At 52.9% G+C, this 24,435-nt stretch carries 25 protein-coding genes and 1 pseudogene; 15 read left to right on the forward strand and 11 right to left on the reverse strand.

Features of this window, described 5'->3' with window-relative positions:
- The first annotated feature begins 8 nt into the window (after positions 1-8).
- The 5 genes and pseudogenes from mreC (at position 9) to ACTG3Z_RS07450 (ending at position 5,474) form a co-directional block, all read left to right on the forward strand.
- Positions 9-932: a rod shape-determining protein MreC gene (gene mreC / locus ACTG3Z_RS07430; protein ID WP_375264642.1), complete on the forward strand. Its 924-nt coding sequence runs from the start codon at positions 9-11 to the stop codon at positions 930-932.
- Positions 925-1,464 (forward strand): rod shape-determining protein MreD, encoded by a 540-nt coding sequence (locus ACTG3Z_RS07435; RefSeq protein WP_439142263.1) that lies wholly within the window; start codon positions 925-927, stop codon positions 1,462-1,464. Before mreC ends, ACTG3Z_RS07435 begins: the two co-directional genes overlap by 8 nt.
- The gene (mrdA, locus tag ACTG3Z_RS07440) at positions 1,461-3,407 is read left to right on the forward strand and encodes a penicillin-binding protein 2 (protein ID WP_439142264.1); all 1,947 of its coding nucleotides are present in this window, start codon (positions 1,461-1,463) and stop codon (positions 3,405-3,407) included. Before ACTG3Z_RS07435 ends, mrdA begins: the two co-directional genes overlap by 4 nt.
- Complete coding sequence (rodA, locus tag ACTG3Z_RS07445; protein WP_439142265.1) at positions 3,404-4,543, forward strand: rod shape-determining protein RodA; 1,140 nt, start codon at positions 3,404-3,406, stop codon at positions 4,541-4,543. Before mrdA ends, rodA begins: the two co-directional genes overlap by 4 nt.
- Positions 4,543-5,474, forward strand: a pseudogene (locus ACTG3Z_RS07450) (2-hydroxyacid dehydrogenase). Before rodA ends, ACTG3Z_RS07450 begins: the two are co-directional and overlap by 1 nt.
- Positions 5,475-5,517: 43 nt before the next feature.
- Here ACTG3Z_RS07450 and ACTG3Z_RS07455 read toward each other — a convergent pair.
- Together ACTG3Z_RS07455 and ACTG3Z_RS07460 are read right to left on the reverse strand one after the other, a co-directional pair.
- The gene (locus ACTG3Z_RS07455; protein ID WP_439142266.1) at positions 5,518-6,309 is read right to left on the reverse strand and encodes an SseB family protein; all 792 of its coding nucleotides are present in this window, start codon (positions 6,307-6,309) and stop codon (positions 5,518-5,520) included.
- Positions 6,306-6,944 (reverse strand): uracil-DNA glycosylase family protein, encoded by a 639-nt coding sequence (locus tag ACTG3Z_RS07460; RefSeq protein WP_439142268.1) that lies wholly within the window; start codon positions 6,942-6,944, stop codon positions 6,306-6,308. Before ACTG3Z_RS07460 ends, ACTG3Z_RS07455 begins: the two co-directional genes overlap by 4 nt.
- A 134-nt stretch (positions 6,945-7,078) precedes the next feature.
- Between ACTG3Z_RS07460 and ACTG3Z_RS07465 the strand changes: the two genes are divergently transcribed.
- From ACTG3Z_RS07465 to ACTG3Z_RS07505, 9 genes are all read left to right on the forward strand, one after another.
- Complete coding sequence (locus tag ACTG3Z_RS07465) at positions 7,079-7,738, forward strand: ABC transporter ATP-binding protein (RefSeq protein WP_072632579.1); 660 nt, start codon at positions 7,079-7,081, stop codon at positions 7,736-7,738.
- A complete protein-coding gene (locus ACTG3Z_RS07470) occupies positions 7,716-9,572 on the forward strand; it encodes a capsule biosynthesis protein (RefSeq protein WP_439142270.1) in 1,857 nt (618 codons plus the stop codon). Before ACTG3Z_RS07465 ends, ACTG3Z_RS07470 begins: the two co-directional genes overlap by 23 nt.
- Position 9,573: 1 nt before the next feature.
- Positions 9,574-10,407: a 3-deoxy-8-phosphooctulonate synthase gene (gene kdsA, locus ACTG3Z_RS07475; protein ID WP_439142271.1), complete on the forward strand. Its 834-nt coding sequence runs from the start codon at positions 9,574-9,576 to the stop codon at positions 10,405-10,407.
- 127 nt (positions 10,408-10,534) lie between these two features.
- Positions 10,535-11,455, forward strand: a complete 921-nt coding sequence (locus ACTG3Z_RS07480; protein ID WP_439142272.1) for a manganese-dependent inorganic pyrophosphatase — start codon at positions 10,535-10,537, stop codon at positions 11,453-11,455.
- Positions 11,456-11,545: 90 nt separating this feature from the next.
- A complete protein-coding gene (locus ACTG3Z_RS07485; RefSeq protein ID WP_439142273.1) occupies positions 11,546-12,418 on the forward strand; it encodes a TIGR01459 family HAD-type hydrolase in 873 nt (290 codons plus the stop codon).
- Between the two features lie 100 nt (positions 12,419-12,518).
- On the forward strand, positions 12,519-12,962 hold the full coding sequence (locus tag ACTG3Z_RS07490) for a MaoC family dehydratase (protein ID WP_439142274.1): 444 nt from the start codon (positions 12,519-12,521) through the stop codon (positions 12,960-12,962).
- A 49-nt stretch (positions 12,963-13,011) separates the two neighbouring features.
- On the forward strand, positions 13,012-13,950 hold the full coding sequence (locus tag ACTG3Z_RS07495) for a bifunctional riboflavin kinase/FAD synthetase (RefSeq protein ID WP_439142275.1): 939 nt from the start codon (positions 13,012-13,014) through the stop codon (positions 13,948-13,950).
- Positions 13,947-14,420, forward strand: a complete 474-nt coding sequence (locus tag ACTG3Z_RS07500; RefSeq protein ID WP_439142277.1) for a YcgN family cysteine cluster protein — start codon at positions 13,947-13,949, stop codon at positions 14,418-14,420. The genes ACTG3Z_RS07495 and ACTG3Z_RS07500 overlap by 4 nt, the downstream gene beginning before the upstream one ends.
- Positions 14,420-15,469, forward strand: coding sequence for a threonine aldolase family protein (locus ACTG3Z_RS07505; protein WP_439142278.1), 1,050 nt, complete (start codon positions 14,420-14,422; stop codon positions 15,467-15,469). Before ACTG3Z_RS07500 ends, ACTG3Z_RS07505 begins: the two co-directional genes overlap by 1 nt.
- On the opposite strand, the gene ACTG3Z_RS07510 is transcribed toward ACTG3Z_RS07505, so the two are convergent.
- Complete coding sequence (locus tag ACTG3Z_RS07510) at positions 15,447-16,262, reverse strand: alpha/beta fold hydrolase (protein ID WP_439142280.1); 816 nt, start codon at positions 16,260-16,262, stop codon at positions 15,447-15,449. The genes ACTG3Z_RS07505 and ACTG3Z_RS07510 overlap by 23 nt on opposite strands.
- Positions 16,263-16,265: 3 nt before the next feature.
- Entirely contained in the window at positions 16,266-16,865 is a 600-nt protein-coding gene (locus tag ACTG3Z_RS07515) for a 2-hydroxychromene-2-carboxylate isomerase (RefSeq protein ID WP_439142281.1), read from the reverse strand.
- Positions 16,866-16,981: 116 nt separating this feature from the next.
- On the opposite strand from ACTG3Z_RS07515, the gene ACTG3Z_RS07520 reads away from it, so the two are divergent.
- Entirely contained in the window at positions 16,982-17,998 is a 1,017-nt protein-coding gene (locus ACTG3Z_RS07520) for a ribose-phosphate pyrophosphokinase (protein WP_439142283.1), read from the forward strand.
- Here ACTG3Z_RS07520 and ACTG3Z_RS07525 read toward each other — a convergent pair.
- From ACTG3Z_RS07525 to ACTG3Z_RS07555, 7 genes are all read right to left on the reverse strand, one after another.
- Positions 17,995-18,345: an H-type lectin domain-containing protein gene (locus tag ACTG3Z_RS07525; protein ID WP_375264624.1), complete on the reverse strand. Its 351-nt coding sequence runs from the start codon at positions 18,343-18,345 to the stop codon at positions 17,995-17,997. The genes ACTG3Z_RS07520 and ACTG3Z_RS07525 overlap by 4 nt on opposite strands.
- Positions 18,346-18,490: 145 nt before the next feature.
- Positions 18,491-18,907 (reverse strand): F0F1 ATP synthase subunit epsilon, encoded by a 417-nt coding sequence (locus ACTG3Z_RS07530; protein ID WP_375264623.1) that lies wholly within the window; start codon positions 18,905-18,907, stop codon positions 18,491-18,493.
- Positions 18,908-18,962: 55 nt separating this feature from the next.
- The gene (atpD, locus tag ACTG3Z_RS07535) at positions 18,963-20,387 is read right to left on the reverse strand and encodes a F0F1 ATP synthase subunit beta (RefSeq protein ID WP_439142284.1); all 1,425 of its coding nucleotides are present in this window, start codon (positions 20,385-20,387) and stop codon (positions 18,963-18,965) included.
- A gap of 18 nt (positions 20,388-20,405) precedes the next feature.
- Complete coding sequence (locus ACTG3Z_RS07540) at positions 20,406-21,281, reverse strand: F0F1 ATP synthase subunit gamma (protein WP_439142285.1); 876 nt, start codon at positions 21,279-21,281, stop codon at positions 20,406-20,408.
- Between the two features lie 13 nt (positions 21,282-21,294).
- On the reverse strand, positions 21,295-22,833 hold the full coding sequence (gene atpA, locus ACTG3Z_RS07545) for a F0F1 ATP synthase subunit alpha (RefSeq protein ID WP_439142287.1): 1,539 nt from the start codon (positions 22,831-22,833) through the stop codon (positions 21,295-21,297).
- Complete coding sequence (locus ACTG3Z_RS07550; protein WP_439142288.1) at positions 22,834-23,394, reverse strand: F0F1 ATP synthase subunit delta; 561 nt, start codon at positions 23,392-23,394, stop codon at positions 22,834-22,836.
- Between the two features lie 270 nt (positions 23,395-23,664).
- Positions 23,665-24,429 carry a class I SAM-dependent methyltransferase gene (locus tag ACTG3Z_RS07555; RefSeq protein ID WP_439142290.1) on the reverse strand — a complete coding sequence of 255 codons (765 nt, stop codon included), beginning with the start codon at positions 24,427-24,429 and terminating at the stop codon, positions 23,665-23,667.
- Positions 24,430-24,435 lie beyond the last annotated feature (6 nt).

A 24,435-nucleotide genomic window follows, 5' to 3' on the forward strand; every position in this document is an offset into this window, starting at 1 on the left:
AGACTGCCTTGGCCAAAGATCGCGCCCAAAGCGAAGATTTCACCAATCCTCTTAAGCGTTTGCTTTTGGGTGTGGTGCTTTTGTGCCTTTTTGCAATCTTCATGGTGTGGCGTATCGACAGCCCGCGCGTTGAACGGTTTCGCCTCGCCGTGATTGATCGCGTTGTTCCTAATTTTGACTGGGCGATGGTACCTGTAACCGGCACGATCAATCTGGTGCGCGATTTTCAAAGTTATCAAAGAATTTATCAACAAAACCAAGAACTACGCCGCGAACTCCAGCAAATGAAAAGCTGGAAAGAAGCCGCTTTGCAGCTTGAGCAAGAGAACGCACGTTTGCTTGACCTTAATTCTGTGCGGCTGGATCCGCGGCTAACCCATGTCACAGGTGTTGTCATGGCCGATAGTGGATCGCCCTTTCGACAGTCTGTGTTACTGAACGTCGGTCGCCGTGATGGGCTGCTTGATGGATGGGCAACTATGGACGGGCTTGGTCTGGTCGGTCGTATTTCCGGCGTCGGCGAAAATGCCTCTCGGGTTATTCTTTTGACCGATACGACAAGCCGCATTCCTGCTGTTATCCAACCGTCTGGTCAAAATGCTTTGGTTGTGGGCGACAATACCCGTTCGCCCCCGATTGATTTTCTCGAAAATCCGGACCTCGTGCGCCCGGGTGACCGCGTTGTGTCATCTGGTGATGGGGGTGTTTTTCCTGCGGGTCTTGTGATTGGCCAAGTCGCCAAAGACCCCGGCGGGCGTTTGCGTGTGCGCTTGTCCGCCGATTATGAACGGCTCGAGTTTCTTCGTGTTTTGCGAAACTATGGTGCTGAAAGGATCGAAGACACTGGTAAGTTGATCCGCCCTGAAGCGGTTCCTTCCAATCCTGAAACACCCACAGAGCCTGAACAAACAAGTGAGGCAAGCGATGGCTGAGCACCGTCCCGCCCGCGTTTGGGTGATGCGCAGCCTCTACCTTGGGCTGTCGTTCTTTATCATTTTTCTACATTTGCTCCCGTTGGCAACCGGTCCTAATCGCTGGATTGCCCCTGACTTGATGATGGCCCTGACCTTTGCTTGGGCCATGCGACGTCCAGAATATGTGCCCGCGATATGTGTCGGTGGTATCATCTTGCTCGCTGATTTTCTATTTCAAAGACCGCCGGGATTGACGGCTGGTCTGATTGTCGTTGGCGCTGAAACCCTGCGCGCGCGCGCTGTTGCAAATCGCGACATGCCCTATTTCTTGGAGTGGGCAAGCGTTGCCGGGGTGATGATTGGCGTTGTTTTCGCGCAGCGCTTGTTGCTAGCCGTGTTCTTTATTCCTGCACCTGCGCTTGGTTTGGTCTTGCAAGAATTGATGATGACCATAGCTTTATACCCCATAGTGGTGATGATCTCGCATTTCGTGTTTAATGTACGCAGGCCATCACCGGGTGAAGTTGACGCATTTGGACAACGTATATGAGACGCTCTGCTACGGAAACCACTGAAAGTGCAGCTAAAATTACGCGCCGCGGATTGGTTGTCGCGGCTGCTCAAGTTGGATTCGTTGGCCTTCTTGGAGCGCGAATGCGGTATATGCAGGTCGATCAGGCCGATGAATTTCGTCTCCTTGCAGATGAAAACCGCATCAATATCCGCTTGATCCCGCCCGCTCGTGGCCAGCTATTCGATCGAAATGGCGTTATTCTGGCAGAGAACGAGCCGAGCTATCGCATCACAATGGTGCGCGAAGACGCAGGGGATGTGAACACCGTGATCGCACGGCTCTCCACGCTCGTTGAGTTGGACGATGATGAACTGAACCGCGCTTTGACGGAAATGAAACGCTCCGCGCCTTTCTTGCCTGTAACCATCGCCGATCGCATCAGCTGGGAAGAACTGTCACGTGTCGCGGCCAACGCACCCGCGTTACCAGGTGTCACGCCCGAAGTTGGCCTGTCGCGTCGCTATCCGCAAGGCGCGCCGTTTGCGCATGTGGCAGGCTATGTTGGCCCCGTCAGTCAGCGCGATTTGGAACGTATTGAGGATCCTGACCAACTTTTGCGCATCCCACGTTTTCAAATTGGAAAAGTCGGTGTTGAAGCAAAATACGAAGACAAGCTGCGCGGCAAAGCGGGCGCAAAACGCGTCGAAGTGAATTCAATCGGCCGCGTTATGCGCGAACTCGATCGCCGTGAAGGACAATCCGGCGCAAACGTGCAGTTAACGATCGACTCCAAGCTACAAAACTATGTTCAAGCGCGCCTTGGCGAAGAAAGCGCATCTGTGGTTGTGATGGACTTGAAGCGTGGTGATTTATTAGCGATTGCATCGTCACCCACCTACGATCCTAACAAATTTGTGCGCGGTATTTCTGTCGCTGACTATTCTTTCCTGCGCGACAATGATCACCGTCCTTTGGCTTCAAAAACGGTGCAAGACGCCTATCCCCCCGGCTCCACTTTCAAGATGGTAACAGCGCTCGCGGCACTCGAAGAGGGCATTATCACCGCTGAAGATACGGTTCATTGTCCTGGCCATTTGGAAGTCAGTGATCGCAAGTTCCACTGCTGGAAACGCTCTGGCCACGGTCATATGAATCTTGAATTATCGCTGCGGGAAAGTTGTGATGTTTATTACTACGATCTCGCTCTCAAAGTCGGGATAGAGAAGATTTCTGCCATGGCGAAAAAACTCGGCCTTGGAATGCGTCACGATGTGCCGATGTCAGCGGTTGTCCAAGGACTGGCACCGACGAAAGATTGGAAGCTACAGAACCGCGGCAAAGAATGGGTTATCGGCGATACGGTTAACGCTTCGATTGGACAGGGTTTTGTGCTTGCGTCGCCGCTGCAATTGGCTGTGATGTCCGCACGTCTTGCGACAGGGCGCAGTGTGTCACCGCGCTTGGTGAATACGATAGATGGCATTTCGGAGCCCAGTCTCGGCGGCGAAAGCCTTGGCATAAACGAAAACAACCTTCGCAAGATTCGCAAAGCGATGTTTGAGGTCTCTAACAGTCGACGCGGCACTGCATATCGCAGCCGTATCATTGACGACCAATTTCGCATGGCTGGCAAAACCGGAACGTCGCAAGTGCGCAACTTTGAAAGTGAGCGGCGACGTTTTGGTCGCGTTCTGAAAGACAGTGAAGTCGAATGGAAACGCCGTGACCATGCACTTTTTGTAAACTTCGCACCGTATGAAAACCCAGAGATTGCAGTGTCTGTCGTGGTTGAGCATGGCGGTGGTGGATCTACAGCCGCTGCGCCAATCGCGCGCGACGTGACTTTGCAGGCGCTTTTCGGTGAAGATCCCCCGCTAACGGCTTACCCGAACAAAGATAGAAGCGCTATTCGCACGCAACAAAAACGACTGCGCGAGCTTAGCGCAAACGATGGCGATCGCGGAAACGACCGCGCATGAGTTATCTAGAATACACGGTCAAATCTGTCCCAGCTGGGATTGGTAAGTTTTGGCATTTGAACTGGGCTTTAATCGTGCTGATCACCACTGTGGCTGGCGTCGGTTTTTTGATGCTCTATTCTGTTGCCGGCGGGTCTTTTTCGCCTTGGGCAGAGCCACAGATTAAACGTTTTTTGCTAGGCTTCGTTCTCATGTTGATCGTTGCAATGGTGCCGATTTGGTTTTGGCGCAACGTAGCCGGGGTGGCATATGGCGTATCGATCATACTCTTGCTTTATGTGGAGTTTTTCGGCGCTGTTGGTATGGGCGCGCAACGTTGGATCAACCTTGGTTTTATGCGGTTACAACCTTCCGAGCTTATGAAGATAGCGTTGGTGATGTTGCTTGCGGCCTATTACGACTGGCTACCACTGACCCGCACGTCCAAACCACAATGGGTGGCGATCCCTGTGTTGATTATCTTGTTGCCGACAATGCTGGTGCTGCGCCAACCTGATCTTGGCACTGCGCTTTTGCTCATCTCTGGCGGTGGGCTTTTGATGTTTATTGCAGGGGTGCATTGGGCCTACTTCGCGGCTGTGATCGCAAGTGCCGTCGGGCTGATAGCTGCTGTTTTTCAAAGCCGTGGGACAGAATGGCAAATGCTGCAAAACTACCAGTTCCGGCGCATTGATACCTTCCTCAACCCTGCAAGTGATCCTTTGGGAGCGGGCTATCATATTACTCAAAGTAAGATCGCTCTTGGCTCTGGTGGGTGGACCGGACGGGGTTTCATGCAAGGCACGCAGTCGCGTTTGAACTTTTTGCCGGAAAAACACACGGACTTCATCTTTACGACACTCGCGGAAGAATTTGGCTTTATCGGTGCCTTTTCCCTTCTGTTGCTCTATCTGCTGATCATTTTATTCTGTGTGGTGTCCGCGATAAACAACAAGAACCGATTTGCATCGCTTGTGACACTTGGCGTTGCCGCGACATTTTTCCTCTTTTTTGCAGTCAACATGTCAATGGTCATGGGGCTCGCACCTGTTGTAGGTGTACCGCTGCCATTGGTGAGCTACGGAGGCTCTGCCATGCTTATTCTTCTCATCGGCTTTGGTCTTGTGCAAAGTGCACATGTGCATAGGCCGCGCTGATGGTTACACAAGTTTTGTTCGCGGCCAAAGAAGAGCGTTGGTCAGAGTATGAAGCGCCGCTTACACGCGCGCTGAAAGAGGCTGGAGTTGACGCGCAGCTTGGCACAGACATCCCCGCAAAAGATGTCGAATATATCGTTTACGCACCCAATTCTGATGTGCAGGATTTTTCGATCTTTCCAAAGCTCAAAGCTGTTTTAAACCTCTGGGCAGGTGTTGAAACAGTTGCGCCGAACGAGACCCTCAAAGTGCCCTTGGCGCGCATGGTGGATCACGGCCTAACCCAAGGCATGATCGAATGGGTCACAGGTCATGTGCTGCGTCATCACCTTGGAATGGACGTACATATCATCAACCCAAATCGCCTTTGGGAGGCGAAAGCCCCCCATTGGCAGAGCAGCGCCGCGTCTGCATTCTTGGCTTAGGCGCGCTTGGCACTGCTTGCGCGCAGACACTGGCAAGGATTGGGTTTGATGTGACAGGGTGGAGCCGCACCGCCAAAGACGTTGACGGCATCACATGTCATCATGGCGATGCGGGGCTGAAAGACGCTTTAACCAACACTGAAATAGTGGTGCTATTGCTCCCTGATACAGCTGCGACAACGAATGTGTTGAACGACGAAAGCCTCAAATGGCTTGCCAAGGGGGCTACAATTATCAACCCTGGTCGCGGCCCTTTGATCGACGATGATGCATTGCTCGCAGCGCTCGACAGCGGTCTAGTTGGACATGCGACGTTGGACGTCTTCCGCGTTGAGCCATTGCCACCTGAGCATCCATACTGGGCGCATCCTAATGTCACGGTCACCCCCCATATCGCATCTGAAACACGTACTTGGACCGCAAGCCAATGTGTTGCCGAGAATGTAAGGCGCGGTGAAGCCGGCGAGCCATTGTTACACCTTGTCGATCGCTCGGTGGGATATTGAGCGAAGGCTCTTAAATCAAAAAGCTTGACCCTCTTCGCGAATTCTAGCGTAATTTCGGCGGTTTTTCAGGATCAGACCCGGGCGCTGAGCGTACCGTTTGCGCCCGCTCTTCAACCTTTGGTAATTCAAAGCGAAGACCGACTTTTGCCATCGCAGCCGCCATTGGGTCACTTTGGGAAAAGAAACCAACATCGATGCTCCCCGCCTCAATGCCCGAAAAGGTCAACGCTTCACCAGCTGCGTTAGCAAGTGCTTGCTGCGCACCCTCGACGGCTCCTACAAATCCCAAAAGATGGCCCTTTCGCCCGCCTTCATAGTGCACCGCAACGAGATAGGCGTTGCTCGCAAGACCAGCCGCACTGGCAAGTTTCGCATCAAGAGCCGTTAGCAATGCCTCTGGCAGTCCTTTGGGCGCGTAAAGCTCTTCGGGACGTTCTTCCACTTCATCAGGTGCGTGAGCCAAAGTATCGCAAAGCCACTCTACAGCATCTGGCGGGATCAGCATTTGTGATGGCGCGACTTCGAGATTGACGCCAAGGCCAATTCCTTGCCCCATCAGCATTTGAGCAATCGAGCGCCCTGAGAGCGCTGCGTAGGGTGCAGACTTGCCAACGAATTGAGACAACCGTTCAATCCGGTCAAACACCAAGACAAAGCGCGCTTCGCCCAGATCAAAAATCTCAGGCTCTATCTGATCGCCTTGCGCTTCTTTGCTCAGGAGCAAGAACAGCTCACTGTCCGCAAGACGTTCATAAAAACGCAAGCGTGCCGCATCATCGTTTGGCGAAGCGTCCATCGCGGCATGGGCAATATCTAACGGTGTTTGTTCAGTCATTTCAGAACCTCTGACACACGCGTGCGCAAGACAGGTAGCAGATCAGTCTCGAACCACGGATTTTTCTTCAGCCATCCGGTATTGCGCCAAGAGGGATGCGGCAAGGGGAAAACCTTAGGTGCGTGGCTTTGCCAATCCATAACTGTTTCGCTCACATTGCCAGTCTTGCCCAAGTGCCATTTCATCGCATACCCACCAATCAAGAGGGTCAATGGAACCTCCCTAAGGAACTCCATCAGCGGTGCGCGCCATGTTTTTGCACAAATCGGCGGCGGAGGCAGGTCGCTTCCTTTGGCGTTATAGCCTGGAAAACAAAAAGCCATTGGCGCAATCGCTACTTTGCTCGCATCATAAAATGTCGCCTCATCCATTTGAAGCCAATCTCGCAACCGATCCCCCGACGGATCTGTAAAAGGTCGCCCGCTTTGGTGTACCCGCGCACCCGGAGCCTGCCCCGCAATCAAAATACGTGGCTTCGCATCAGGTGAAACCCACAAAACCGGACGCGGACTGTGCTGAGTTGCCGTCACTGCAAAGCGTTCCTTGCAAAGCGCGCAGGCGTTAATATCTGTTAAGAGGCGCTGAAACGTTGAGACCATCCCCGCCAGTTGCCACAAATGAGGTGAAATTCCCATTCAAATTGGCCGCAATTATCTGCAGGCATTGAAACAATAATGAGTGATGTGACATACTGTGGACAAAATCGGCACATAAAGAATGCTTAAGACACCCTATATAAAAGAAGCGGCGGAGCAGGCCGGATAGGAAAATGTTAGAGTTCGAGAACGTCAGTAAGTCCTTTTGGACCGGAACACAGCGCAAGGTCATTCTTGATCGTGTGTCATTTCGCATAGAGCTTGGCCGCTCTGTGGGCATTCTTGCGCCTAATGGCACGGGTAAAACGACCCTCGTAAATATGATGGCAGGGTTGGAAAAACCGGACGAGGGCGAGATTCGCAAGTCATGCAAAATCTCTTTCCCGCTAGGCTTTATGGGTGGTGTCGTAACCCGCCACACTGCGATGGAAAATTCGCGCTACATTGCGCGGCTCTATGGGTTGGATCCTGATTACGTCGAAGCGTTTTGTCGCTGGCTGTGTGGTCTTGGGGAATACTTCGACCAGCCACTTGGCACTTATTCTTCGGGCATGCGCGCGCGTTTTACGTTTGCCTTGCTGCTCGCGCTCGATTTTGACATGTACCTCATCGATGAGGGTATGCCCAATAGCACCGACGTAGAATTTAACCGCAAAGCCGGTGAAATCTTGCGCGAACGCTTGCGCACAACAACGATTATTATCGTCTCGCACCAAGCCGAGACACTTGAAAAGTTCGCAGCTTCAGCGGCCGTTCTCGTCGGCGGTAAGTTGAAGATGTTTGACACCTTGGAAGAAGCGAAACAGCTCTATGACTACGAAACCCAAGGCTAAAAAGTTCCGCATCAAGCGGACTGGCTCACTTGCAGATGGACAACAATCTGCAGCGCCTGCGGCCCCTGCTGCAGAGCCCACTGGTGCGCCTAATCCCAGACGTGTGGCCCCAGATCAGGCGCAACAGCAGCAACCACAAGCGACAAGACAAGCAGCACCGCAGCAGCAGGTGCGCCCGCAAACGCAAGCTCAGCCTCCACAAGCACAACAGCCCCAGCAACAAGCTATGGGACGCATCCAACCAGTGAAGAAAGAAGTGCCGGTTGGAGCAACTCAAGCACAAGCACAGGCACAAGTTCAAAACCAAGCACAGGCGCGCGCTGGGATGGTATCCTCCGCTGCGGAAGCCGCCGCCGACCAAGATATTGATGCGATCAAACGCGAAGGTCTGACAGGTCGCCAGCTTAGGATGGCGCGGCGTGCTGCTCAGAAATATGGGCTAGCGCCCACATCAGATTACGATGCCGTACGCCAGTTGCGCACGCGCGGGATTGATCCATTCCAGCGCACCAACATGCTGGAACTCGTCGTTCCCAGCGAGGGCAAGACCGCGGGCAAGGGCGGCCCTTCTGCGACGCAACCGTTGCTTCCCCAAGACCCGACGCTTGAGCCGATCAACCTGCCGCAAACCATGCCAGCGGGCGCGAATATGCCGGCGCATCCAGAGGGCCCAAGCCCGGCTGAGAGACGCGCAGAAGAGATTACGCAAATTCAACGCGACATTGCCAAACGCCGTCGCCGTAAACTTGCCTTGCTGTTTACACGCCTTGCGTTCTTTGTGTTCCTGCCAACGATCATCGTGGGGTGGTATTACTATTTCATCGCGACGCCGATGTATGCGACCAAATCCGAGTTTCTGATCCTCAAAGCCGAAAGCTCTGGCGGCGGCGCGATGGGTGGGCTTTTGTCCGGCACCCAATTCGCAACAAACCAAGACGCGATTGCTGTGCAGTCCTATCTCACTTCGAAAGACGCCATGTTACGGCTGGATGAAGATGAAGGTTTCATGAACCACTTTATGAATCCAAACATCGACGTCATTCAGCGTCTTGAAGAAAACCCATCAAACGAGGACGCGTACAAGATTTTCAAAAAGGCGATCGAAATCGGTTATGATCCGACGGAGGGCGTGATTAAGATGGAAGTCATCGCCGCTGATCCGAAAGTCAGTGCAGAATTTTCACAGGCGTTGATAAGCTATGCCGAAGAACGCGTTGACAACCTCTCGCTGCGCAAGCGGGAAAATCAGGTGGCGGACGCAGAACGCAGCTTCAGAAACGCGGATGACGAGCGCAGAGCAGCGCAAGAACGGCTTGTGCGGTTGCAGCAAGAAGGATCTATCCTTGATCCTGAAGCCAAAATTGCCTCCTTGCGTAGTCAGATCAACAACATTGAAGTTCAAGTGCAGGAAAAAGAGCTAGAACTGGCCGCGCTGCTGGACAACAACCGCCCGAACCGTGCCAAAGTTGAAGGTGCGCAAGGGGACGTGCGTCGTTTCAAAGCACTCTTGGCAAGACTAAACGATCAAATGATCAACGCTTCGCAAGGCGAGAACTCATTGGCCGAGCTCGCGTCTCAAATCCAACTGGCACAAGCAGACGTCGCAACACGAGATATGATGCTCGCGTCGGCATTGGAACAGCTTGAGCAAACTCGGCGCGAAGCCGCATCACAGGCGCGCTATCTCACAACAAGTGTGGAGCCGGTGCCAAGCCAAGACCCCACATATCCGCGTAAATTTGAGAACACGATCCTAGCGTTTCTCGTCTTTGCGGGTCTCTACCTCATGATCTCGCTCACTGCGTCGATCCTTCGTGAACAGGTATCTTCCTAATATGAACACTCTTGATATCGCCGGCCTTCGTGTTGGCAACGCGGCCCCTTTGACGATTATCGCTGGGCCGTGCCAGTTAGAAAGCGCGGATCATGCGCAAATGATTGCAGGCACATTGAAAGCCGCCTGTGATGCTGTCGGTGCGCAGTATATTTTCAAAGCGTCCTACGACAAAGCGAACAGAACGTCCGTTTCTGGCGTGCGTGGTCCGGGTATGGAAGATGGTTTGAAGATGCTGCAGAGCGTCAAAAACACGATTGGCGTGCCAGTTCTGACGGACGTGCATTGGCCCGAGCAATGCCGCATTGTTGCAGATGTGGCGGATGTTTTGCAGATCCCTGCCCTGCTATGCCGTCAAACTGATTTGGTGCTCGCTGCGGCGGAAACCGGCGCTGCGATCAATATCAAAAAGGGTCAGTTTCTAGCACCTTGGGATATGGCGAATATTGTCGCTAAGGTAGAGTCAGTTGGAAATACGCGTATTCTATTGACTGAACGCGGAACATCGTTTGGTTACAACACGCTTGTAACCGATATGCGCTCGCTGCCGCAGATGGGACAAACAGGTTATCCTGTGGTGATGGACGCGACGCATTCGGTCCAACAACCTGCCGGGCTTGGTGGCTCTACAGGCGGTCAGCGCGAATTTGCCCCCCTCATGGCAAGAGCAGCTGTCGCGATTGGTGTTGCTGCGGTGTTTATCGAAACCCATGAAGATCCCGACAAATCGCCAAGCGATGGTCCAAACATGGTCTACCTCGATCAAATGCCAGCGCTGCTGGAGACCTTGATGCAACTCGACAAAGTCGCAAAAGCACACCCGCTTGAAGTTTAATGCCATGATCGCACCCAAAAGGTTTCGCGAATATAGGCAAACCATCTGAGCCAATTTGGCACTGGTGACATTGAATTTGCGGCTGCTATAAGCCGCGCAAACGCATTTTAGAAACAGGACGCACGACATGACAATTCAGGTTTTCGGCCATAAATCTCCCGACACAGATAGCACAGGATCACCATTGATCTGGGCTTGGTACCTAAGCGAGATCAAAGGCACTCCGGCAACAGCAAAACTGCTCGGTGAGCCTAATACCGAAGCCTCGTTCATGCTGGAGCGTTGGAACTTGGAAAAGCCTGCGATCATCGCAGACGTTGAAGCGGGTGCGCCTTGCGTTGTTGTTGACACGAACAATTCAGCTGAATTGCCCGCGTCTATCAATGATGCTGACGTGCAAGCGATCATCGATCACCATGCTTTGATTGGCGGTCTGACAACAAAGGGTCCAATTGACATCACAATCAAGCCGCTGGCCTGCACAGCCACGATCATGCACGATTTGATGGGCGATGATGTCGCAAAAATGCCTGATGCGATGAAAGGTGCCGCGTTGACTTGCATCTTGTCCGACACATTGGAATTCCGCAGCCCAACGACGACAACGCATGATCGCGAAGTTGCTGAAAGCTTGGCTGCGTCGCTTGGAATCGACATCCCATCCTATGCGGCAGACATGTTCGCGGCGAAGTCTGATGTGTCGAGTTTTTCCGATGCTGAATTGCTTCGTATGGATTCTAAGGAATATGCTGTCGATGGCACAAAATTCCGTGTTTCTGTTCTTGAGACAACATCGCCTGCGACTGTATTGGATCGCAAAGCCAGCTTGATGGACACGATGACAACAGTTGCCTCTGAGGATGGCGTTGATCAGGTTCTCTTGTTCGTTGTGGACATTCTAAATGAGCAAAGCACGCTTTTGGTGCCCAATGATTTGGTAAAGAACGTTGCTGCTAAGTCCTTTGGTGCAAGCGCGGACAGCGACACTGTTGTTCTTGAGGGTGTTGTGAGCCGCAAAAAGCAAATCATCCCAAACCTCAAAGTTTGACCTGAACGAGTCTCAGTCAGCAAAAACAAAGGGGTGCCGTTTCTGCGGCACCTCGTGTAGCAAGGCGGTGTAATTGCATTGAGGCCTGCTATGACCCGTATCGTTTCCACCCTTGCCGAAATTTCTCACCAATATGATGCGCTGTTTGTAGACCTTTGGGGCTGCGTGCACGACGGCATCAAAGCGATGCCTGACGCGGTTGCTGCGCTACAGACTTACCGTAAAAGCGGCGGCAAAGTTGTGCTGGTCACAAACGCGCCACGTCCACGTACGGGTGTGGAAAAGCAGCTCGTCCATTTTGGCGTACCTGAGGATGCTTGGGACACAATTGCGACGTCTGGCGATTCGGCGCGCTCTGCGATGTTTCGTGGTGCTGTTGGAGAAAAGGTGTTTTTCATCGGTGAAGGCCGGGACCAAAGCTTTTTCAAACCGCTCGACCTTGTCGAGGATCCTGTAACCATCACACAAGTTGCGCTGGATGAAGCCGAAGGTATCGTATGCCTTGGTCCATTTGAGCCTATGGCTGATCCATCTGTCATGCGCCCTGAATTTCTGCTCGCCAAACAAAAGGGGCTTAAACTGCTCTGCGCAAACCCTGATCTGGTCGTAGATCGCGGTGAGACGCGTGAATGGTGCGCTGGTGCTTTAGCAGCGCTCTACACGGAAATGGGTGGTGAAAGCCTCTATTTTGGCAAACCCCACCCGCCAATTTATGATCTGGCGCGCCGTCGTCTTAGTGCGCTTGGCAAATCCATCGCGGATGACCGGATTTTGGCGATTGGTGATGGCGTTCTGACAGACGTTGCTGGCGCAATGGGTGAGGATATTGATTCTTTGTTCATCACAGGTGGTTTGGCGCGTGAAGAGACGAAAACAGTCAGTGATCCTGACCCAGAAGCGCTTGAAAGTTACCTTACCAAGGAACAATCGGCCCCAACATACTCGATCGGGTACCTGAGGTAGTCGTTTTCGCTTGCCAAACGCCACATTCGCAAAGTAATAAAGTTTCAAGAACTCCCATCAGGGCGCTCTTTTATTGCTTTGCGAACCTTTGGAGGCTCTCATGTTGGATAACATGCCACGCGGCACGATCTGTATCGAAGACATCGAAATGGGGATGGTACGCCATCTACGCAAAGTCGTAACAGACCGCGATATTGAGCTGTTTGCCGAAGTGTCCACAGACCGCAATCCTGTACACCTCGACGATGATTACGCAAATGACACGATCTTTGAGGGCCGCATTGCGCATGGCATGCTGACTGCAGGACTTATTTCTGCAGTAATCGGTGAACAATTGCCCGGCCACGGCACGGTTTACATGGGTCAGAGCCTGAAATTCTTAGCACCTGTCCGCCCGGGCGATATGGTGCATGCAGAAGTCGAAGTCATTGACATTGAGCATGCAAAACGTCGCGTGAAGCTTGATTGCCGTTGCATGGTTGACGGCAAAAAAGTCTTGATCGGTGAAGCAACGGTTCTAGCACCAAGCCGCAAGTTCGACTGATCTGCATCACGACTTGCAACGGCCCAAAAGGCGGGCTAGGCCAAGTTCTATGCGTATTATCCGTGACTATACATTCGTAAATCCTGAAGATCGCGGCGCAAGTGCTGCGATTGGAAATTTTGATGGTGTGCATCTTGGCCACCGCGCGGTGATTGATATCGCGCGTGAAGCGGGTGGCGCGATCAACGCACCTTGTGGGGTGTTGACGTTTGATCCGCATCCGCGCGAATTCTTTGCGCCGCATTCTGACCCGTTCCGCCTGATGAGCCCATCCGCCAAAGCGACGGAGCTTGCTAAGATCGGGGTTGAGCGGCTCTATCAGTTGAACTTCAACGCAGCGCTGGCCGCTTTGACACCAGAAGAGTTTGCAACACGCGTCATCCATGAAGGACTTGGCCTTAAGCATGTTGTCGTGGGCGCTGACTTTTGTTTTGGCAAAGGGCGCGCGGGCAAAGCAGAGGATTTGCAAAAGTTTGGCGCGCAGCTTGGCTTTGGGGTCACAATTGCAGAGCTGATTGAGGGCACACAGGGTCAGGTGTCATCGACACGGATCCGAAAAGCGCTCACTGATGGTGCGACGCGCAACGCCGCTGACATGCTTGGCCATTGGCACCAAATTGAAGGTATGGTGATTGGTGGTGAACAACGCGGACGCGAGCTTGGATACCCAACCGCAAACATGTCGATTGATGGCCTGCATCCACCGCGCTTTGGCGTCTACGCTGTCCTCGTGGACATACAAGACGGACCGCACGCAGGAACATATCACGGCGTTGCGTCTATGGGGGTACGCCCGATGTTTGGTGAAAACCGCCCCAATCTTGAGACCTTTATCTTCGATTTCACTGGTGACCTTTACGGCGCAACGCTTTCGATCGCTTTGGTCGAATATTTGCGCGGTGAAGAAAAGTTTGACGGCTTAGATGCCTTGATCACTCAAATGGATGCAGACAGTGCAAAAGCACGCACAATTCTGGCGGCTCTATGAGCGACGATCCAATTGAACGCAGTGGACTTGGCAAAGAATTCTGGCGGCGCAAATCCATGGCGCAAATGTCTCAGAAAGAATGGGAAGCGCTGTGTGATGGCTGCGGGAAATGTTGTCTGAACAAGCTTGAAGACGAAGACAGCGGCGAAGTCGCGTTGACGCGCGTGGCTTGCCGTTTGCTCGATGACAGTACCTGTCGTTGTGCACAATATGATATTCGTCATCAGTTCGTGCCTGAGTGCATCGTAATGACCCCAAGCAATATCAAAGAACACATGTATTGGCTGCCGCAGACTTGTGGATATCGTTTGGTCTATGAGGGCCGTGATCTAGAGCCATGGCATCCTTTGAAGTCGGGAACCGCGCAAACTGTGCATGATGCAAACGTATCTGTGCAAGGCTTGACCATCCCCGAATTTGAAGTGCACGAAGACGATTGGGAAGATCATATAATCGAGGAGCCACTCTAATGTTTTTCGCCTCTGACAATGCAGGTCCTGTGCACCCAGAAGTTCTAACCGCGCTAAGCCGCGCCAATGAGGGCTACGCAATGCCCTATGGTGCCGACGACGCGATGACGCGTGTACGGACGCAGATCCGAGAGATTTTTGAAGCTCCCAATGCAATGGTGCATTTGGTTTCAACTGGTACGGCGGCGAATTCCTTGGCGCTCGCATGTATGTGCCAACCTTATGAGACCGTCTTTTGTTCTGCTGTTGCGCATATTCATGAGGATGAGTGTAGTGCGCCGGAGTTCTATTCTGGCGGTGCGAAACTGACCATTGTGCCGTGCGCCGTGGACAAGATGACACCAGATGATTTGCGCGCCAGCATTGCCGCTGAAGGCATACGTGGTGTGCATGGCCCCCAGCGCGGTGCCGTATCGATTACGCAAGTGGCAGAGAAAGGGTCTGTTCACTCCCTTGAAGAACTCAAAGCTCTGATCGCCGTCGCCAAGGAGTTTGATCTGCCCGTACATTTGGATGGTGCAAGATTTGCCAACGCCGTAGCTACCCTTGGCTGTAGCGCTGCGGAGATGTCTTGGAAGCTTGGCGTGGATGCCGTTAGTTTTGGCGGTACAAAGAACGGGTTGATGGGCGTTGAGGCAGTCATATTCTTTGACCCGCAAAAGACGTGGGAATTCGAGCTACGTCGCAAACGCGGAGCGCATTTGTTCTCTAAGACGCGCTACCTTGCGGCACAGATGGAGGCCTATCTCACCGATGGATTGTGGCTCTCCTCCGCGCAGCGCGCGAACAGCAACATGTCGCGCCTTTCCAATGGGTTGCGCCAGATAGAAGGAGTTTCCTTCCTCGCGGAGCCAGACGCCAACATGGTCTTTGCGATGATGCCACGCGCTGTCCACAAACGACTTCATGAGGGCGGCGCAGTTTATTACCTGATGCAGGGTGAGCTTGAGGGTGATGTTCCAAGCGAACCGCTTTTGTGCCGGCTTGTATGTGATTGGTCGATCTCAGACGCTCAAATTGATCAATTCATTGGATTGGCGACTGGCTGATCATATGCAAGATTTCACGCGCCACCGCTTCCGGGCGCTTCAATGGCACCATATGACCACCATCAGCAATACATGCGCGAGTAGAGTTAGGGATGCGTCGTGCGAGACCTTCGCAAACGACGTTCATGACCTCGCCCTTTTCGCAGCCATCTAAAATCAAGGTTGGCGCTTTGATCTGTTCAAAAGCACCAGAACCAATGAAGTTATAGTGGTCCTCATTGACCCCGCGCGCACCTGCCCCGATCAAATGAATACGATCTACAATGGCTTGTCGCGTATCCTTGCCCAAGCTCTCCCAAGGTCGCCCATCGCCATAGTTCTGCGTGAACATTTGTGCGGCGCTTTCGAATTGTTCGTCCCGAAGTGCTTGATAAAATCCGCTCATCTGTTGCTTCAGGGTTGCTGCGATGTTGGGATGATCGGCTTTTGCGATCGCCATCAGCACGGGCGCGATCACCGTAAGTGTGCGTACCATCTCAGGCCGCTCTATCGCAAGTCGCAGTGCAACCGTAGCGCCAAAACTATGCCCGATCACATCCATCGGCTCAGTCAATAGATCCAGCGCCATTTCAGTTGTGCGATCCTGAAGATCCCCGTCCCCGTCCCAATCAGCCGCGCGTCCGTGACCAGGTTGGTCAAAGCTCACAAGGCTGAGCGCACCACCAAGTGCTGCACCCAACTGCGTGTAAACGCCGCCATGCGCAAGCGCGCAATGGAGCAGCAGCCCTTTGCGAGGGCCATTGCCATAACTCGTTAGATCGCTCGAATGACCTGCCAGAACGCGTTTAACCATTTGTTAGAGATCGCCTGAGAGATACGCATCCAAATCATCGAGACGATCCTGCCCCCAAAATTGCTGACCATCATCCGTGATGTAGAAAGGTGCCCCAAACGCACCAGCATTGATCGCTTCTTCAAGGTTAGCGGCGTATGTATCTGCGGATGCCATCATGTCGCTATCGGCCAGCGCTGGATCAAAACCCGCTTCCGTCAAACACGCACGCACAACATCGTCCTGCGAGACGTCCTTGTCCTCTGCCCAGATCGAGCGCCCAATGGCATGGATAAACTTGCCCATGTCCCCATTGCCATCCCGCGACGCTGCAATAATCGCGTAGCATGATGGTGCGGCATTCATAGGCCAGAAGGCAGGTTTCATATTCAAAGGCAAACCCGCCTTCTTCGCTTGTCGTGGGAGCTCTTGTGCGCGGTAGGACATGCGGTTGGGGTGACGGTCTTTGGGGAGCTGACCACCTGTGCGCAAAAACAAGGCTGGCAAATCAAGCGGCTTATAGTTCACCGTTTTTCCGTGCTTTGCTGCGATCTCTTCAAGTCGCGTTCCAGCAAGATAAGCGTAAGGGGAAAGCGTAGAAAAATAGTAATCAATATGAGCCATTTGGTCTCTCCTAGAGGATGACGCGCGCTGCGTGCTTTGCTGCACGGTAGCCTCGTGCTAAGCGGTGTCAACCTCGCGATTCTCTGCGCGCGAATTGGCTGCTAAGGACCCTGCTCATGCCCAATCTTACCGATCCCAAGCTTATTTCTGGCAACGCAAACAAACCCCTCGCGAGTGCGATTGCACGCCGCATGTCGATGCATCGCGGAATGAGCGTTGATTTGGTCGACGCGCGCGTCGAGCGTTTTAACGATGGTGAGATCTTTGTTGAGATGTATGACAACGTACGCGGCGAGGACGTGTTTATCATTCAGCCAACTTCTAATCCTGCGAACGACAATCTGATGGAATTGTTGATCATGTCAGATGCTTTGCGCCGCTCATCCGCGCAACGCATCACGGCTGTGATCCCCTACTTTGGTTACGCGCGCCAAGATCGCCGCACCAAAGCACGCACACCGATTACTGCTAAATTAGTCGCCAACATGCTTGTTGAGGCAGGTGTCGAGCGTATCCTCACAATGGACCTACATGCGGCACAAATTCAGGGCTTTTTCGATATTCCAGTTGATAACCTTTATGCCTCCCCGATCTTTGCGCTCGATATCAAGAGCCACTTTAAGGATCAGATGGAAGACGTGATGATCGTCTCGCCTGACGTCGGTGGTGTCGCGCGCGCGCGAGAATTGGCGAAACGCATCGACGCGCCTTTGTCCATCGTGGACAAGCGTCGTGAAAAGCCGGGTGAAATTGCGGAAATGACGATCATCGGTAACGTTGAAGGCAAGACCTGCATCATTGTAGACGACATTTGTGATACCGCTGGCACCCTGTGTAAAGCCGCAGAAGTATTGCTGGAGAATGGAGCCAAAGAAGTACACTCCTACATCACTCACGGCGTTCTCAGCGGTCCTGCAGTTGAGCGTGTTACTAAATCTGTGATGAAGTCTTTGGTTATCACCGACACGATTGAAGCAACAGGACCCGTCGAGGCGGCACCAAACATCCGCATCGTACCAACTGCGCCAATGTTCGCTCAAGCAACGCTTAACATCTGGAACGGAACGTCCGTTTCATCATTGTTTGATAACGAGACCTTGGGGCCCATCTACGAAGGATTGTACACCGTTTAGGGTACGTCCCACTCTTCATCATCGCGCAATCCACCCATTGCGATCCAAGACAGACGCACGCGCGCAACGCGTGTGTCTCCCCACGTGCGGAAGATAAGATCAAAGCCAGTGGTCGAAATATTCTTTGCTAGTACATCTGAGCGTACGTTGGTTTCTTTGTCCAAATCCATAAGTGACATCGAAACGTGAACAGATGGCGGCGCTTCAAACGGTTCAGAAAACACTATAGTTTTCTTACGCTGTCGCGTCCCGTTGCCTGACCACATTTTGCCGTCGTTCTCGTAGTCAGAGAACATAATGTGTTCCCCTTGGTCGATCCCAAACAGATGGCTGCGAATGCGTTTCATGGGGCTTTCAAATCAGTAGGTTCATTACGTGAACGATCACTAACATCGAATGCTGCAACAAATTTGGCAAGCCACAAATGATCGGGCATTAAAAAAGCCCTCCCGATGAAATCGGAAGGGCTCGTATTCTGTGTCGAACGTTAATTTAGTTAACGCTCATACCGAGGGCATCGCCCAAAGCAACTGTGTCCGCGAGCGTTTTAGCAATATCGTCTGCTGCTTCGCTATTGGCATCCTGTGCCTTAGCAAACGCATCTGTTGCTGCATCAACCATACCTTTGAGCGTCGCTTGATCCATATCTGCTTTCGCAATTGCGCGTTCAGCCAAAACGGAAATACCGCTTTCGCCGATCTCTGCGAAACCGCCAGTGACAACGTACTCTGCATCACCCTCTGGACCGCTCACTTTCAAAACGCCTGGGCGCAATGTTGTGATGGTTGGAGCATGATCAGCCATTGCTGTCATGTCACCGTCAGAGCCAGGGATCTGCACTTCATTCACCTGCATGGATGCGAGGCTGCGCTCTGGACTAACCAGATTGAACTGCACTGTATCTGCCATGTTCGTCTCCTTTGTCGGCGGTGCTGATCGAAACCAGCACCAACCAAATCAACGATTAAGCTGCGTCTGCGGCCATTTTCTCGGCTTTGGCGATCACTTCGTCGATGCCGCCAACCATGTAGAAAGCGCCTTCTGGAAGGTGATCGTACTCGCCTGCGACAACCGCTTTAAACGACGCGATTGTGTCTTCCATTGGAACCTGAACACCGTCAGAACCCGTGAAGACCTTCGCAACGTCGAACGGCTGGGAGAGGAAACGCTCAAGCTTACGCGCACGCGCAACAGCCAGTTTGTCCTCTTCAGACAGTTCGTCCATGCCAAGAATAGCAATGATGTCTTGAAGCGACTTGTAGCGCTGAAGAACCTGTTGAACGTCTGTTGCAACCTTGTAGTGCTCATCGCCAATGATCAGTGGGTCAAGCAAACGGGATGTGGAACCAAGTGGGTCAACAGCCGGGTAGATGCCTTTCTCAGAGATCGAACGATCCAGAACCGTTGTCGCATCAAGGTGCGCAAAGGATGTCGCTGGAGCCGGGTCAGTAAGGTCGTCCGCTGGAACGTAAACCGCTTGAACCGATGTAATGGAACCATTCTTCGTGGAAGAAATACGCTCCTGCATCGCGCCCATGTCGGTCGCCAATGTTGGCTGGTAGCCAACAGCGGAAGGAATACGGCCAAGAAGGGCGGAAACCTCAGAACCGGCTTGTGTAAAGCGGAAGATGTTATCAACGAAGAACAGAACGTCTGTACCTGTGTCGTCGCGGAACTGCTCGGCCAGTGTCAAACCAGTCAAAGCAACACGCATACGCGCACCGGGAGGCTCGTTCATCTGACCGTAGACCAAGGCAATCTTGGAGTCAGGCAGGTTGTCAGGAACGATAACGCCGGATTCGATCATCTCGTGGTAAAGGTCGTTGCCTTCACGCGTACGCTCGCCAACTCCCGCGAACACGGAAACACCGGAGTGAACCTTCGCAATGTTGTTGATGAGTTCCATGATGAGAACTGTTTTACCGACACCCGCACCACCGAAGAGACCAATTTTACCACCCTTCGTGTAAGGCGCGAGAAGGTCGATAACCTTAATGCCTGTCACGAGGATTTCTGTCGCTGTGGACTGCTGTTCAAACGTTGGCGCGTCGCCGTGAATTGGGCGGCGTGCTTGCGCATTAACTGGGCCTTGCTCGTCAACAGGGTCGCCTGTGACGTTCATAATGCGGCCAAGTGTCGCTGTACCAACTGGAACAGAAATCTGGTTGCCTGTGTTGATCACTTCTTGACCACGAACAAGACCTTCAGAACCGTCCATCGCAATTGTGCGCACTGTGTTCTCACCAAGGTGCTGAGCGACCTCGAGAACAAGTGTTTTGCCTTGGTTTTGTGTTTCCAGAGCGTTCAAGATCTCTGGTAGATTGTCTTCGAACTGCACGTCAACGACGGCGCCGATGACCTGAGTAATTTTTCCGACTGCATTTGCCATGTCGTAAACTCCGATATTTTAGAGCGCTTCCGCGCCCGAAATGATTTCAATCAGCTCGTTGGTGATGACGGCCTGACGTGAACGGTTGTACTGGATCGTCAACTTGTCGATCATGTCACCCGCGTTGCGTGTTGCGTTGTCCATCGCAGACATACGAGAGCCTTGCTCTGACGCCGCATTTTCCAGCAAAGCTGAGAAAATTGCAGTGGCGACACCGCGTGGTAGCAAGTCAGCCAAGATGGCCTCTTCACTTGGCTCGTAGTCGTAAAGCGTTGCCGCCTCTGCGCCCTCTTCCGTCTCAAACGCGGCAGGGATAATCTGCTGCGCCGTTGGGATTTGGGTGACCACGTTTTGGAACGTCGCGTAGAACAATGTCGCAACATCAAACTCATCGGCATCAAAACGCGCCAAAACATCAGATGCGATGTCTTGAGCATTGGAATAGCCAAGGCGTTTGACGTCAGACAAATCAACGTGTCCGACATAGTACTGACCAAAGTCACGCTTCAGACTGTCGCGCCCTTTCTTGCCAACGGTCAAAATCTTGACCGTCTTACCAGCTGCGAGAAGCGTGTCTGCGTGTGCACGTGCTTTCTTGGCGATGTTGGTGTTGAAACCACCGCAAAGACCACGCTCAGACGTCATAATGACCAGCAGATGTGTCTGATCGTTACCCGTACCGCTAAGAAGTTTTGGCGCGGAGTCTGAACCGCCGACCGAAGCAGCCAGTCCCGACATCACAGCGTTAAAACGCTCTGTGTAAGGACGCGACTCTTCAGCAGCTTCCTGCGCGCGGCGAAGTTTCGCCGCGGCAACCATTTGCATGGCTTTCGTGATCTTGCGTGTGTTTTTCACACTCTCGATCCGATTTTTGAGATCTTTAAGATTTGCCATCTAATCGATCCCCTTACGCGAAATCAGAAGCGAATTCGGTAAGTGCTGCACTAAGTTTGTCGGCAATCTCACCTTTGATCTTCTGATCTTTGTTGGTGATCTCATCCAAAAGCGCTGCGTGCTTGGAACGCATGTGTGCGAGCATGCCCGCCTCATAGCGACCAACGTCAGACACTTCGATCTTGTCGAGGAAGCCGTTTGTACCAGCATAAATCACGCAAACGATTTCAGCGTTTGTCAGTGGTGAATACTGTGGCTGCTTCATCAACTCGGTCAAACGCGCGCCGCGGTTCAGCAACTGCTGCGTCGCCGCGTCAAGGTCGGAACCGAACTGAGCAAACGCTGCCATCTCACGGTACTGAGCCAAGGAAAGCTTAACCGGACCAGCAACAGAGGACATCGCCTTTGTTTGAGCGGAAGAACCAACACGAGAAACTGACAGACCTGTGTTCACAGCAGGGCGGATACCTTGGAAGAACAATTCAGTTTCCAAGAAGATCTGACCGTCTGTAATCGAAATCACGTTTGTTGGAATAAACGCAGATACGTCGCCACCCTGTGTTTCAATGATCGGCAGAGCTGTCAAAGAGCCGTTACCCGCATCATCGCCCAACTTCGCAGAACGCTCAAGCAAACGGGAGTGAAGGTAGAAAACGTCACCTGGATACGCTTCACGGCCTGGTGGGCGGCGAAGAAGCAAGGACATTTGACGATACGCAACCGCTTGCTTGGAAAGGTCATCATAGATGATCAAAGCGTGACGACCGTTGTCGCGGAAGTGCTCCGCCATGGATGTCGCAGCATATGGCGCGAGGAACTGCAAAGGTGCAGGCTCGGACGCGGTTGCCGCAACAACGATGGAATACTCCATCGCGCCGCTCTCTTCGAGCTTCTTAACCAACTGCGCCACTGTGGAACGCTTTTGGCCAATCGCAACGTAAACGCAGTACAATTTCTTGTTCTCGTCGTCGCCAGCAGCTTCGTTGTAGGACTTCTGGTTCAAGATCGCGTCCAGAGCAACGGCGGTTTTGCCTGTCTGACGGTCACCAATGATCAGCTCTCGCTGACCACGACCAATTGGGATCATCGCGTCAACGGACTTCAGGCCAGTCGCCATTGGTTCGTGAACGGATTTACGTGGGATAATGCCCGGCGCTTTAACTTCTGCAACAACACGCTTGGATGTCTTGATCGGGCCTTTGCCGTCAAGCGGGTTGCCAAGGCCGTCAACAACGCGACCCAGCAACTCGTCGCCGACTGGAACGTCAACGATAGAGTTGGTGCGCTTGACTGTGTCACCTTCTTTAATGTCACGGTCGGAACCGAAGATAACAACACCAACGTTGTCCGCTTCGAGGTTCAAGGCCATGCCCTGAATACCACCGGGGAATTCGACCATTTCACCAGCCTGAACATTGTCCAGACCGTGAACACGCGCGATGCCATCACCGACGGACAGTACGCGACCTACTTCAGCAACTTCAGCATCTTTGCCAAAGTTCTTGATCTGGTCCTTTAGGATCGCAGAAATTTCTGCAGCTTGGATACCCATTTATCCGACCTCTTTCATTGCATTCTGGAGGGAATTGAGCTTGGAGCGGATCGACGTATCGATCATCTTCGAGCCAACTTTTACAATAAGACCGCCGATGAGAGTTTCATCAACGGTCGCATTAATCTTCACGTCTTTGCCCACATTGGCCTTTAGCGTTTTCGCCAGCTTGTCTGACTGCGCCTTGGTCATTGCAGTTGCGGAGATAACGTCCGCCGTCACTTCACCTTTGTCCTCTGCGATAAGGGCACGCAGCTGGGACACAAGTTGCGGCAACACGAACAAACGACGCTTACTTGCCATAAGGCTTAGCGTGTTTGCCATGATCGGCTGCAACTTCATTTTCTTGGAGATCGCATCAATCGCCGCGCCCTGAACGTCGCGGGAATAGATCGGCGAAGAAATCAGATCGCGCATTTCAGCGCTGGAATCGAGCGCCGCTGCTAAATCATCAACATTGGTTTCGAGTTTTGCGATGGCCTTACCGTCTTTGGCAAGATCGAAAACTGCCGAGGCATAGCGCGCAGCGATACCTGAAGAAATCGAAGCTGTTTCGGACACGTCCACCCTTTCGATATTCTGGCTCTTGGTTTGCTTTATCGTGAGCAGCCCGCGAGCGATGGAGCTCCAACTAACGTTGGTGCGTGAAATTCTGGGCCGATGTAGCAGAGGGTTTCACGTATCGCAACATATCTTGATACAATTGCGTGAACACTCGATCCCTTATTTTTATGACGATAGGGCAAGTGCGACGAGATGCGCAGGTAAATTCGTGACAAAAACCGAAGGATTTCGTGAATTTAGCTGATTCCTTGGCCCCAGCCGAACATTTTACTTTCGTTCAGCCTTCAAACTGACCGCAGATTCAGGAACCGGTTTGGGTGAAAGAACCTCTAAGGGACTAGGCACACGCAAACGCTTTGCGCGTCCTGTTGGCGCATGAACGCGCTTTGACGCTTCAACGATAAGAACGCCCGCAGGAAACACAGCGGGGATTTTGCCACCCACTTTTTCTAAAAAGCTGCCAGATTTCATCCAAGCACGCTTGGTACTGGGCGGTTGATACAGCGCTGCCGCGTGACGTTCTGGCAAAAACTCATGACGCTTAAGCTGTGTTTCCAACTGGGTCAGCGTGTACGGTCGGCCAAATCCGAACGGCGTTGCATCACTGCGCGACCAAAGGCCAGCGCGGTTGGGGACGATAAACAGTGCGCGTCCACCAGGCCCAAGCACGCGCCAGCATTCTTCCAGAACCGCCGTCGGGTTTTCTGACGTTTCAAGCCCATGCATCACGACAAGTCGATCCACGCGTCCCGTTTCGATCGGCCAGAGCATTTCTTCGCAAAGGACTGACACATTTGGCAGACCCGCGGGCCACGGAATGACCCCCTGAGGCCCCGGCATCAACGCGATCACGCGACGTGCGTCTTTCAGGTAGGGGCGCATAAGCGGCGCAGCAAAACCAAAGCCAGCGACTGTTTGCCCCTGCGCTTCGGGCCAAAGTTTCAGCATTCGATTCCGCACAGCACGTTGCGCAGCGCGGCCCAAAGCAGAGCGGTAGTAAAAATTTCGCAGGTCTTGCACATCAAGATGCATTGCAGC

Source organism: Planktotalea sp., assembly GCF_965659345.1.
Taxonomy (GTDB): domain Bacteria; phylum Pseudomonadota; class Alphaproteobacteria; order Rhodobacterales; family Rhodobacteraceae; genus Planktotalea.

What these genes read in the sequence shown, in the direction of transcription:
- ACTG3Z_RS07495 (WP_439142275.1), top strand. Translation starts at nt 13,012, where the DNA reads ATGCGTATTATCCGTGACTATACATTCGTAAATCCTGAAGATCGCGGC.
- ACTG3Z_RS07520 (WP_439142283.1), top strand. Translation starts at nt 16,982, where the DNA reads ATGCCCAATCTTACCGATCCCAAGCTTATTTCTGGCAACGCAAACAAA.
- ACTG3Z_RS07505 (WP_439142278.1), top strand. Translation starts at nt 14,420, where the DNA reads ATGTTTTTCGCCTCTGACAATGCAGGTCCTGTGCACCCAGAAGTTCTA.
- rodA (WP_439142265.1), top strand. Translation starts at nt 3,404, where the DNA reads ATGAGTTATCTAGAATACACGGTCAAATCTGTCCCAGCTGGGATTGGT.
- ACTG3Z_RS07480 (WP_439142272.1), top strand. Translation starts at nt 10,535, where the DNA reads ATGACAATTCAGGTTTTCGGCCATAAATCTCCCGACACAGATAGCACA.
- kdsA (WP_439142271.1), top strand. Translation starts at nt 9,574, where the DNA reads ATGAACACTCTTGATATCGCCGGCCTTCGTGTTGGCAACGCGGCCCCT.
- ACTG3Z_RS07500 (WP_439142277.1), top strand. Translation starts at nt 13,947, where the DNA reads ATGAGCGACGATCCAATTGAACGCAGTGGACTTGGCAAAGAATTCTGG.
- atpD (WP_439142284.1), bottom strand. Translation starts at nt 20,387, where the DNA reads ATGGCAAATGCAGTCGGAAAAATTACTCAGGTCATCGGCGCCGTCGTT.
- ACTG3Z_RS07525 (WP_375264624.1), bottom strand. Translation starts at nt 18,345, where the DNA reads ATGAAACGCATTCGCAGCCATCTGTTTGGGATCGACCAAGGGGAACAC.
- ACTG3Z_RS07470 (WP_439142270.1), top strand. Translation starts at nt 7,716, where the DNA reads ATGACTACGAAACCCAAGGCTAAAAAGTTCCGCATCAAGCGGACTGGC.
- atpA (WP_439142287.1), bottom strand. Translation starts at nt 22,833, where the DNA reads ATGGGTATCCAAGCTGCAGAAATTTCTGCGATCCTAAAGGACCAGATC.
- ACTG3Z_RS07510 (WP_439142280.1), bottom strand. Translation starts at nt 16,262, where the DNA reads ATGGTTAAACGCGTTCTGGCAGGTCATTCGAGCGATCTAACGAGTTAT.
- mrdA (WP_439142264.1), top strand. Translation starts at nt 1,461, where the DNA reads ATGAGACGCTCTGCTACGGAAACCACTGAAAGTGCAGCTAAAATTACG.
- ACTG3Z_RS07465 (WP_072632579.1), top strand. Translation starts at nt 7,079, where the DNA reads ATGTTAGAGTTCGAGAACGTCAGTAAGTCCTTTTGGACCGGAACACAG.
- ACTG3Z_RS07460 (WP_439142268.1), bottom strand. Translation starts at nt 6,944, where the DNA reads ATGGGAATTTCACCTCATTTGTGGCAACTGGCGGGGATGGTCTCAACG.
- ACTG3Z_RS07435 (WP_439142263.1), top strand. Translation starts at nt 925, where the DNA reads ATGGCTGAGCACCGTCCCGCCCGCGTTTGGGTGATGCGCAGCCTCTAC.
- ACTG3Z_RS07455 (WP_439142266.1), bottom strand. Translation starts at nt 6,309, where the DNA reads ATGACTGAACAAACACCGTTAGATATTGCCCATGCCGCGATGGACGCT.
- ACTG3Z_RS07555 (WP_439142290.1), bottom strand. Translation starts at nt 24,429, where the DNA reads ATGCATCTTGATGTGCAAGACCTGCGAAATTTTTACTACCGCTCTGCT.
- ACTG3Z_RS07490 (WP_439142274.1), top strand. Translation starts at nt 12,519, where the DNA reads ATGTTGGATAACATGCCACGCGGCACGATCTGTATCGAAGACATCGAA.
- ACTG3Z_RS07485 (WP_439142273.1), top strand. Translation starts at nt 11,546, where the DNA reads ATGACCCGTATCGTTTCCACCCTTGCCGAAATTTCTCACCAATATGAT.
- ACTG3Z_RS07530 (WP_375264623.1), bottom strand. Translation starts at nt 18,907, where the DNA reads ATGGCAGATACAGTGCAGTTCAATCTGGTTAGTCCAGAGCGCAGCCTC.
- ACTG3Z_RS07515 (WP_439142281.1), bottom strand. Translation starts at nt 16,865, where the DNA reads ATGGCTCATATTGATTACTATTTTTCTACGCTTTCCCCTTACGCTTAT.
- ACTG3Z_RS07540 (WP_439142285.1), bottom strand. Translation starts at nt 21,281, where the DNA reads ATGGCAAATCTTAAAGATCTCAAAAATCGGATCGAGAGTGTGAAAAAC.